This is a genomic window from Streptomyces aureus (assembly GCF_001418135.1).
Taxonomy (GTDB): Bacteria; Actinomycetota; Actinomycetes; order Streptomycetales; family Streptomycetaceae; genus Streptomyces; species Streptomyces aureus_A.
The window spans coordinates 1-9620 of sequence record NZ_LIPQ01000577.1 but is presented as its reverse complement, the minus strand read 5'-3'; the positions used below and the strand labels follow the sequence as shown (position 1 = coordinate 9620).

Here is a 9620-nt window from a genome sequence, read left to right as displayed (position 1 = left end):
CGGCAGCCCCGCCTTCTCGGCGGCGGCGACGATCTCGGCGTGCTCCGTCTCACGGCCGAAGGCGGCGGGGGAGGGGGAGGCGGCGGCCCCTCCCCCGCCGCCTTCGGCCGTGAGACGGCGCACGCCGAGATCGTCGCCGCCGTCGAGAAGGCGGGGCTGCCGGAGTCCGACCTTCCGGGAATCGGCGGGGCGACCCCCACGGATTCCACGCCGCGCCCCACGCCGTCCACGGAGCGGGAGCGGCTCCAGGAGCGGGCCGTCGCCTGTTCCGCCGCGTGGCAGTACGTCGGCCCTCCCGTCGACGGATCGCGGGGCGACTTCGAGAAGGCGGTCACCGCCCTCGTCGGTGAGGACTGGGTCCAGGGCGAGCGCCAGGTGGAGAAGCTCGACGAGAAGGGCGGCGACCTGCTCCAGATCACGCTCAGGAAGCGGGGCTGGGTGCTGTACGCCCGGCACACCGGCGGGCAGCAGTCGATGGGCGTGCAGATGATCTCCCTGCACGCGACGGAGACCGCGTGCATGAACCGGTTCACCGAGCAGGAGCAGAAGGTCCTGTTCGGGGAGGACGCCGAACAGGGCTGACGAAAGGCGCCGTTGCGTACATCGCCCGTTCCCACGTGCAAAACTGTGCCCTGGAAAACGGGGGCAAGAGGCCGTCGTACGTGCGTATTTGGGAGTGTTGTGCGCAAGGTGACGTGGGTGGCTGCGGCCGCCGGTGTGGTGCTGCTGGTAGCCGGTTGCGGAAGCGAGGGCGGAACGGACAAGGGCGGCTCGTCCTCGGCCGGTTCGTCCTCGACGGGCGGCTCCGGCGGTTCCGGCGGCGAGCGGCTCACGGGGGCCGCGGTCACCAAGGAGCTCACCGACGCGGCGACCGCGGCCGGCTTCACGCAGGACGCCTCGGGTGAGCAGATTCCGGCCGAGGCCAAGGACTGCATGGTCAGCTGGACGGCCGACGCCGAGAAGGCGAAGGACCCGGCGAAGTCCTACGCGGACACGGTCGCGACCCTGACGAAGGGCGGCTGGAACGAGGAGCGGAAGACCGAGCAGGGCGGCTCGGTGATCAAGTCCCTGAAGAAGAGCGGCTGGCAGCTCCAGGCCAGCAACCACTCCGCCGGCCCGCTGAAGCTGGTCATGTTCGTGGCCGTCGACAGCAGCCCGGAGTGCGCGGCGGCCCTCACGGCGGCCAACAAGGCCACGCCTTCGTCCTGATCCGCCGACACCACCCGCGCCCCCGGCACGTCAGCCGCCGGGGGCGCGGGTGCGTCTCGTCGGTGACGGGAGACCGGCCATCGGCGCGAGCGCGTCCGGTCAGCGGCGCGCCGCCGCCTCCGGCGCCGTCAGGTCGATCAGCCGGCAGACCGTCTCGATGTCGATCTTCACCTGTGCGATCGAGGCGCGCCCCGACAGCCAGGTGATCAGTGCCGAGTGCCAGGTGTGCTCGATCACCCGGACCGCCGAGAGCTGCTCCGGGGTCGGGTGCTCGGTGCCCATCGCGTCCAGGATGATCGCCGTCGTCAGCCGCGAGACCGTGTCCACCTCGGGGCTCACCCCGCGGTCCGCGAAGGTCAGCGCCCGCACCATCGCGTCGGCGAGCTGCGGCTCGCGCTGGAGGGCGCGGAAGGCGCGCATCAGCGTCTCCGCCACCCGCTCCGCCGGATCGGCGCCCGCCGGCGGCCGCTTCCGCAGGGTCGTGTGCATGTGCTGGAGCTGGTCCTGCATCGTCGCGACCAGCAGGTGGATCTTGGAGGGGAAGTAGCGGTACAGCGTCCCCAGGGCCACCCCGGCCGCCTCCGCGACCTCCCGCATCTGCACGGCGTCGAAGCCGCCCCGCGCCGCGAGCTGGGCGCTGGCGTTCAGGATGCGGCGGCGCCGTGCCTCCTGGCGCTCCGTGAGGGGCGGTGCCGCGGGTCTGTGGTCCGCTCTGATGTCTGCGGTCATGAGGTCCCGTTCCGTGCGGTGGGGAGCGACAGTATGGCGGTGCGGGCGCCGTGGCGCGAATCACCTGTTCCGGCTCTCACCACAGAGCTACCTGCCGGTAGATTCTGTCCTCCTTGAGAGATCAAGGAGATCAGGCCAGAAGATCAAGAACGATCAAGTCTGTAACTTGTTCTAGATTAGCGCGAGCGGTTACGCTCCGGCGAAACCACGCTCGAAGGGGGTCGCGCATGACCGCTGAGGCCATAGAGGCAAGCCCCCGACAGGGCGTCACCGCAGCCGGTGACAGACCGTTGCGGATCGCTCTCCTCACGTACAAGGGGAACCCCTTCTGCGGTGGTCAGGGCGTCTACGTCCGGCACCTCTCCCGCGAGCTCGCCCGCCTCGGCCACAGCGTCGAGGTCATCGGCTCGCAGCCGTACCCCGTACTCGACGCGGTCGTCGACGGCGCGGCCCTGGCGGGGCCCACCCTCACCGAGCTCGCCAGCCTCGACCTCTACCGCTCGCCGGACCCGTTCCGCACCCCGAAGCGCGACGAGTACCGGGACTGGATCGACGCCCTCGAGGTCGCCACCATGTGGACCGGCGGCTTCCCCGAGCCGCTCACCTTCTCCCTGCGGGCCCGGCGCATGCTCGCCGCCCGCCGCGGAGACTTCGACGTCGTCCACGACAACCAGACCCTCGGGTACGGGCTCCTCGGCGGCCCGCGTGCGATCGGCGCACCGCTCGTCACCACGATCCACCACCCCATCACCGTCGACCGGCAGCTCGAACTCGACGCCGCCGCCGACTGGAAGCGCCGCGCCTCCGTCCGCCGCTGGTACGCCTTCACCCGCATGCAGAAGCGCGTCGCCCGCCGACTGCCGTCCGTGCTCACCGTCTCCGGCACCTCCCGGCAGGAGATCGTCGACCACCTCGGCGTACGCGACGACCGCATCCGGGTCGTCCACATCGGCGCCGACACCGACCTGTGGTCGCCCGACCCGGCCGTCGCCGAGGTCCCCGGCCGGATCGTCACCACCTCCAGCGCCGACGTCCCGCTCAAGGGCCTCATCCACCTGATCGAGGCGCTCGCCAAACTCCGCACCGAGAACCCGGACGCGCACCTCGTCGTCGTCGGCAAGCGCGCCGAGGACGGCCCGGTCGCCGCGGCCATCGAGCGGTACGGACTGGCCGGGGCCGTCGAGTTCGTCAAGGGCATCAGCGACGCGGAGCTCGTCGACCTGGTGCGGTCCGCGCAGGTCTCCTGCGTGCCGTCGCTGTACGAGGGGTTCTCGCTGCCGGCGGCGGAGGCGATGGCCACGGGGACGGCGCTCGTCGCGACGACGGGCGGTGCGATCCCCGAGGTGGCCGGGTCCGACGGGGAGACGTGCCTGGCGGTGCCGCCGGGGGATGCGGGGGCGCTGGCCGCGGCGCTCGGGCGGGTGCTCGACGATCCGGCGCTCCGGGCCCGACTGGGCGGCGCCGGCCGTGCCAGGGTTCTTGAGCGCTTCACCTGGGCGAAGGCCGCGCAGGGCACCGCGGAGCTGTACCGCGAGGCGGTCGCCCGTCAGGGAGCCGGGGCACGCCGGTGACATCCCGCCTTCGTCGCCGGGCGCAGCCCGTTGGTGGGGTTGCGCCCGCCCTCCCCCCAGCTCTCGGCTCCGCTCGCGCAGGGGGGACCCCCGTCGCCCTGCGGAACGCCTGCCCGCGACCAGGCGGCGGTGCCTGTCCACAACCTTCCACCCCTCGCGAAAGCAGGACCTCGTGCTGACCGTCGACTTCACCCGCTTCCCGCTCGCCCCCGGCGACCGTGTGCTCGATCTGGGCTGTGGTGCGGGCCGGCATGCCTTCGAGTGCTACCGGCGCGGTGCGCAGGTCGTGGCCCTCGACCAGAACGGCGAGGAGATCCGCGAGGTCGCCAAGTGGTTCGCGGCCATGAAGGAGGCCGGCGAGGCCCCCGCGGGCGCGACCGCCACCGCGATGGAGGGTGACGCGCTCAACCTGCCGTTCCCCGACGAGTCCTTCGACGTCGTCATCATCTCCGAGGTCATGGAGCACATCCCCGACGACAAGGGCGTGCTCGCCGAGATGGTCCGCGTCCTCAAGCCCGGCGGGCGGATCGCGATCACCGTCCCGCGATACGGCCCCGAGAAGATCTGCTGGACGCTCTCCGACGCGTACCACGAGGTCGAGGGCGGTCACATCCGCATCTACAAGGCCGACGAGCTCCTCGGCAAGATCCGGCAGGCCGGACTCAAGCCGTACGGCACCCATCACGCGCACGCGCTGCACTCGCCGTACTGGTGGCTGAAGTGCGCCTTCGGCGTGGACAACGACAAGGCGCTGCCGGTCCGGGCGTACCACAAGCTCCTGGTCTGGGACATCATGAAGAAGCCCGCCCTGACCCGGGTCGCCGAGCAGCTGCTCAACCCGGTGGTCGGCAAGAGCTTCGTGGCGTACGCGACCAAGCCCCACCAGCCCAAGGTCGACTCCCAGTGACCTCCCCCGAGCGGATCGCCGAGCATCTCGTCCTGCCCGGGGTGCTCACCGCCGAGCAGGCCGCGGAGACCGTCGCCGGGATACTCGCCGTACAGCGCGAGGACGGCGCCCTGCCCTGGTTCCGGGGCCACCACCTCGACCCGTGGGACCACACCGAGGCCGCGATGGCGCTGGACGCGGCCGGTGAGCACGCCGCCGCCGCCCGCGCCTACGAGTGGCTCGCCCGGCACCAGAACAGCGACGGCTCCTGGTTCGCGGCGTACCACGACGGCGAGCCCGACCAGGTCACCGACCGCAGCCGGGAGTCCAACTTCGTCGCGTACATAGCGGTCGGTGTCTGGCACCACTACCTCTCGACCGGCGACGACGCCTTCCTCGACCGGATGTGGCCCGTCGTCTACGCGGCCGTCGAGTTCGTCCTCGGGCTCCAGCAGCCCGGTGGTCAGATCGGGTGGAAGCGCGAGGCCGACGGCACGCCGGTGAACGACGCGCTCCTCACCGGAAGCTCGTCGATCCACCAGGCGCTCCGCTGTGCCCTCGCCATCGCCGAGACCCGTGAAGAGCCACAGCCGGACTGGGAGTTGGCGGCCGGGGCGCTCGGTCACGCGATCCGCCGCCACCCGGAGCGCTTCCTCGACAAGTCGCGCTACTCGATGGACTGGTACTACCCGGTCCTCGGCGGCGCGGTCACCGGTTCACAGGCGAAGGCCCGGATCGAGGCCGACTGGGACACGTTCGTCGTACCCGGCCTCGGTGTGCGCTGCGTGATCCCCAACCCGTGGGTGACCGGCGGCGAGAGCTGTGAACTCGCCCTCGCCCTCTGGGCGATGGGGGAGTCGGACCGGGCCCTCACCATCCTCCAGGACATCCAGCACCTGCGCGCCGGGAACGGCATGTACTGGACGGGGTACGTCTTCGAGGGCGAGACGGAGAGCGACCGGGCCGTGTGGCCCGAGGAGCAGACGGCCTGGACGGCCGGTTCCCTGCTGCTCGCGGTGGCCGCCCTCGGTGGCGAGGAGGCGACCGTCGCCGTCTTCGGCGGCGAACGCCTCCCGACGGGCCTCGAACCGGACTGCTGCGGGGTCTGAGCGGGAGCGGGCGGCCGTACGGGCCCGGGCCCGGGGCCTCCTACCCGTACGGAGCCGCCCGGGTGGCGGGTGCGCGGGGCCGGGGTGAGGCTGGCGCCACCAGCCCCAGGGAGGTCCCGTCGTGCCCAGACCCGTGTCCCGCTCCGTTTCCCGTGGCGTCGTGGCGCTGCTGCTGGCCTGCGCCCTGCTGCTGACCACGGCCGGGTGCGGCGGTGACGACGTGCAGAACGCGAGCAGCGCCGCGACCCCGACGGGTACGGCCACCTTCGAGCAGCAGAAGCTCGCCAAGACCCGGTTCGTGGCCAACGCGGGTCTGGCGGCGGGGGCCACGTACCAGTGGATCGTGAAGCCGTACCGCGCGGGCAGGTTCAAGAAGGGCGCGGACGGCCGGACCCTGGCCCTGGTGAAGGCGGGCCTGGCGGGCGCGTTCACGTACAACCGGCTCAAGGCGGCGACGAACAACGCCAAGGGCGACCCGCTGCTGTCGAAGGCGGTCGCGCCGCTCACGGCCGGGATCGAGTCGCTCAAGGAGCTCGGGACGAAGCTCCGCAAGGGCGAGGTCGCCGACGCGGACGTCGGCGCCTTCGAGAACGTCATCAACAGCGTGAAGGACGCCGGCAGGAGCGCCGGCGCCGAAGTCGTCGAGAAGGTCCCCAGCGCCTCCCAGCTCAGCGGCGGGTGACGCCGGACGCCTGCTACGCGTTGAGCTCCGCGAGCAGGCGGAGGGTCGCGGGGTCCGGTGACGTGACGAGGAGGTCCGTCACCGGGCCCCGCCGCCATGTGTCCAGCCGTTCGGCGATGCGCCGCCGGGGCCCGACCAGGGAGATCTCGTCCGCGAAGGCGTCCGGGACCGCGAGGACGGCGTCCTCGCGCCGCCCGGCGGCGAACAGCTCCTGGACGCGCCTCGCCTCCTTCTCGTACCCCATCCGCCCCATCAGGTCGGCGTGGAAGTTGCGGGCCGCGTGGCCCATGCCGCCGATGTAGAAGCCGAGCATCGCCTTGACCGGCAGCAGTCCGGCCGCCACGTCGTCGCAGACCTGGGCGCGGACCATGGGAGCGACCAGGAAGCCCTCCGGGAGCCGCTCGGGCAGCGCGTACACCTCGGACCAGCGCTCGGGGGACCAGTACAGCGGCAGCCAGCCGTCGGCGATCGTGAGCGTCTGCGCGATGTTCTTCGGCCCCTCTGCGCCCAGGAGGACCGGGAGGTCGGCCCGGAGCGGATGGGTGATCGGCTTGAGGGGTTTGCCGAGGCCGGTGCCGTCGGAGCCGGTGTACGGGTGGGAGTGGTGGCGCCCGTCGAGCCGGACCGGGGCCTCGCGGCGCAGCACCTGGCGGACCACGTCCACGTACTCGCGGGTCGCGGTCAGCGGGGAGCGGGGGAAGGGGCGTCCGTACCAGCCCTCGACGACCTGCGGCCCGGACAGGCCGAGGCCGAGCATGACCCGCCCGCCGGAGAGGTGGTCGAGCGTGAGCGCGTGCATCGCGGTGGTCGTGGGCGCTCGGGCGGCCATCTGCGCGACGGCGGTGCCCAGCTTGATCCGGCTGGTGTGGGCGGCGATCCAGGTGAGCGCGGTGAAGGCGTCGGAGCCCCAGGCCTCCGCCGTCCACACCGAGTCGTAGCCGAGCCGTTCGGCCTCGCGGGCGAGGTCGAGACGGTCGGGGGAGGGGCCGCGGCCCCAGTAGCCGAGGGCGAGTCCGAGTCGCATGCCCCGCATCCTTTCTGACGATCCGTCAGTTCGGGTGGATGCGGGGACTGTACGCCAACGGCCCCCCGCCCGGAAGGGATTCGCTTCCGGGCGGGGGGCCGTCGGTCGTGCCGCCGGGGCGGATCAGCCGCGCTGGATGCCCGTGGTGTCCTGCAGGACACCGCGACGGCCGTCCTGCGTCTGGGCCACCAGGGTGGCGCCGCGCTGCTCGACCGCCAGGTACCAGGTACCCGGAGCCAGTTCGGCGATCGGTGCCTGCGAGCCGTCCTCCGCGTACAGCGGACGGGCGACCGGAACCGCGAACCAGAACGGCTCGAAGCCTGCGGCCGGCTGCGCCTGCGGGGCCTGGGCCTGCGGCTCGGGCTGCTGCGCGGCCTGCGGCTGCGGGGCGGCGGCCTGAGCGCCGAACGGCTGGCCCGCACCCTGCGACGGGTCCTGCGGGCCGCCGTACTGCGGGTGCTGCGCGCCCGGGTAGCCGTAGCCGCCGGGGACGCCCTGCGGGCCGGGCTGGCCCGGCTGCATGCCGTACGGCTGCGGGGTCTGCGGCTTGGGCGCGCCGACGAGCGGGGCCTTCAGGGCCGGGACCATCGGTCCGGCGACGGCCGCGGCGGCGAGCACCAGGGCGGCGATCAGGCCGAGGATCAGGCCCGCTCCGGCGTTGTTCGCCTCGAAGACCCACATCAGCAGGGTCCAGGCGGAGGCGATGGTGAACGCGGCGCCGACCTGGCCGAGCTCCAGGCCGGCCACCTTGCGCTGCTCCGGCAGGCTGCGGGAGAAGACGACGAGCGCGGCACCGGCGATGCCCAGGAAGAAGGAGCCCCAGCCGAGGTACGAGACCTCCCAGGAGTTCGGGTTCTCGATCTGGTCGCAGATCGCCTCAGGTCCGTCACAGCCGGAGATGCCGAGGAACGAGGCGATGAACAGCACCACCGCTGCACCGATCAGCACGCCATCGCCTCGGGTGAGGGAGCGGATATTCACGTAAGAAGTCCTTCGTCGGGTCGTCGCGTCGGGGTGGCGCTCAGGTCATGGCACGGGGGATGGCACGGAGCTGCCCCATCGTACGGAGCGAATCTATCGCCCGCGGGTTCTACCCCCCGAGGTAGGTGGCGATGCCGTCCGCGATCCCCTGGGCGGCCTTCTGTCGCCACGTCGCCGACGTGAGCAGCTGTGCGTCCTTCGGATCACGCATATTGCCGCATTCGACGAAGACCTTGGGCACGGTTGAGAGATTGAGTCCACCGAGGTCGTCGCGGACGTCCAACCCGGTACCGGAACCGAGGTAGTTGGCGGGGGCCGTACCGGTGGCGCGGGCGAACCGGTCGGCGATCCGCTCGCCGAGCTCGCGGGAGGGGCCGACGATCTTCGTGGTGTCGGCGGATCCTTCGCGTACGGGTGCGGGCAGGATCACATGGAAGCCGCGGTTGCCGACGGCGGAGCCGTCCGCGTGGACGGAGACGACGGCGTCCGCGCGGGCCGCGTTGCCGATCTGCGCCCGTTCGTCGATGCAGGGACCCCAGGGGCGGTCGGCGTCGTGGGTGAGGACCACCTTGGCGCCGCGCGCCGTCAGGAGGTCCCGCAGCCGGTGAGTGACGTCGAGGGTGAAGGAGGCCTCGGTGTATCCCGCGTTCGTGGAGGTGCCGGTGGTGTCGCACTCCTTGCGGTTTGTCCCGATGTTCACCTTCTTGTTGATTTCCTGGGAATGGCGGAAATTGCCGGGGTTGTGACCGGGGTCGAGGGCGACGGTCCGCCCGGCGAGGGAGGCGGTCGCCTCCCGGGTGCCCGGTGCTCCGCCCGGCGCTTCGGCCGGTGCGCCGCCGGACGGGACCGAGGACGAGGCCTCCGGGCTCTCCGCGGCCTTCCCGTCCGGCTGCGAGGCCTGCGAGGCCCCGCATCCGGCGAGTACGGCGCAGCAGCCCGTGGCGGCGAGGGCGAGCGCGAGGCCGCGGGTACGGGTGCGGGTGCGGCGGGTGGTCTTCCGGTGGTCGTACGGCACCTGGCGACTCTAGGCCCTGTACGGGACGAAATCCCGCAGCGGGTACGTCGCAGGTTGGTCACCGCTTCGCGGAACGGTGGACGCGTGTGAGCAGACCGTGAAGGGTAGGTGCAAAAGGCGACGGTGGGGTGTCACCGCGCATGGACCCACGAGGGGGAACCGTGGTGGGGGAAGAACCGAACGACGCACGTCCCGAGCCGTCGGACCGGCCTGTGCAGGACGACGCGTCAGACAGATCGCACCAGCCGTACCAGCCCGGTGAGGCGGGCTCGCTCGACTCGTCGACCCGGATGCTGCGGTCCGCGGCCGCGGACCGGCCCGCCCCGGACTCCGGCGCGCCGGCCACGCCCGCGCCCGTGGCCCCCGCGCCCGTGGCCCCCGCGCCCTGGGAGGCGCGGGGGCCACGGGCGCGGG

At 72.4% G+C, this 9620-nt stretch carries 10 protein-coding genes and 1 pseudogene; 7 read left to right on the top strand and 4 right to left on the bottom strand.

Translation table 11 applies throughout. The features are described from left to right. Nucleotides 1-582, top strand: a 582-nt coding sequence (locus AOK00_RS34385) for a hypothetical protein (protein WP_055604059.1), incomplete at its 5' end; no start/stop codon positions are given. 117 nt (nt 583-699) lie between these two features. Next, a complete protein-coding gene (locus AOK00_RS34380) occupies nt 700-1209 on the top strand; it encodes a hypothetical protein (protein WP_254047607.1) in 510 nt (169 codons plus the stop codon). A 99-nt stretch (nt 1210-1308) separates the two neighbouring features. Here the strand turns inward: AOK00_RS34380 and AOK00_RS34375 are convergent, their stop codons facing one another. Beyond that, on the bottom strand, nt 1309-1938 hold the full coding sequence (locus tag AOK00_RS34375) for a TetR family transcriptional regulator (protein WP_037639037.1): 630 nt from the start codon (nt 1936-1938) through the stop codon (nt 1309-1311). A 227-nt stretch (nt 1939-2165) separates the two neighbouring features. On the opposite strand from AOK00_RS34375, the gene AOK00_RS34370 reads away from it, so the two are divergent. The 4 genes from AOK00_RS34370 (at nt 2166) to AOK00_RS34355 (ending at nt 6186) form a co-directional block, all read left to right on the top strand. Then, nucleotides 2166-3509, top strand: coding sequence for a glycosyltransferase family 4 protein (locus AOK00_RS34370; RefSeq protein WP_055604057.1), 1344 nt, complete (start codon nt 2166-2168; stop codon nt 3507-3509). A gap of 172 nt (nt 3510-3681) precedes the next feature. Then, nucleotides 3682-4416, top strand: coding sequence for a class I SAM-dependent methyltransferase (locus AOK00_RS34365; RefSeq protein ID WP_055604056.1), 735 nt, complete (start codon nt 3682-3684; stop codon nt 4414-4416). Next, the gene (locus AOK00_RS34360) at nt 4413-5504 is read left to right on the top strand and encodes a prenyltransferase (RefSeq protein WP_055604055.1); all 1092 of its coding nucleotides are present in this window, start codon (nt 4413-4415) and stop codon (nt 5502-5504) included. The genes AOK00_RS34365 and AOK00_RS34360 overlap by 4 nt, the downstream gene beginning before the upstream one ends. A gap of 121 nt (nt 5505-5625) precedes the next feature. Then, nucleotides 5626-6186, top strand: coding sequence for a hypothetical protein (locus tag AOK00_RS34355; RefSeq protein WP_055604054.1), 561 nt, complete (start codon nt 5626-5628; stop codon nt 6184-6186). A 13-nt stretch (nt 6187-6199) separates the two neighbouring features. Here AOK00_RS34355 and AOK00_RS34350 read toward each other — a convergent pair whose 3' ends face one another. The 3 genes from AOK00_RS34350 to AOK00_RS34340 all read right to left on the bottom strand — a co-directional run bounded on the left by AOK00_RS34350 (nt 6200) and on the right by AOK00_RS34340 (nt 9206). Next, on the bottom strand, nt 6200-7210 hold the full coding sequence (locus AOK00_RS34350; protein WP_055604053.1) for an LLM class F420-dependent oxidoreductase: 1011 nt from the start codon (nt 7208-7210) through the stop codon (nt 6200-6202). Nucleotides 7211-7333: 123 nt separating this feature from the next. After that, a complete protein-coding gene (locus AOK00_RS34345) occupies nt 7334-8191 on the bottom strand; it encodes a DUF5336 domain-containing protein (RefSeq protein WP_079042344.1) in 858 nt (285 codons plus the stop codon). 109 nt (nt 8192-8300) lie between these two features. Then, nucleotides 8301-9206 (bottom strand): N-acetylmuramoyl-L-alanine amidase, encoded by a 906-nt coding sequence (locus tag AOK00_RS34340; protein WP_055604051.1) that lies wholly within the window; start codon nt 9204-9206, stop codon nt 8301-8303. 161 nt (nt 9207-9367) lie between these two features. Between AOK00_RS34340 and AOK00_RS39815 the strand changes: the two are divergent. Beyond that, a pseudogene (locus AOK00_RS39815) lies at nt 9368-9620 on the top strand (hypothetical protein); the annotation flags it as partial.

What these genes read in the sequence shown, in the direction of transcription:
- AOK00_RS34375 (WP_037639037.1), bottom strand. Translation starts at nt 1,938, where the DNA reads ATGACCGCAGACATCAGAGCGGACCACAGACCCGCGGCACCGCCCCTC.
- AOK00_RS34370 (WP_055604057.1), top strand. Translation starts at nt 2,166, where the DNA reads ATGACCGCTGAGGCCATAGAGGCAAGCCCCCGACAGGGCGTCACCGCA.
- AOK00_RS34350 (WP_055604053.1), bottom strand. Translation starts at nt 7,210, where the DNA reads ATGCGACTCGGACTCGCCCTCGGCTACTGGGGCCGCGGCCCCTCCCCC.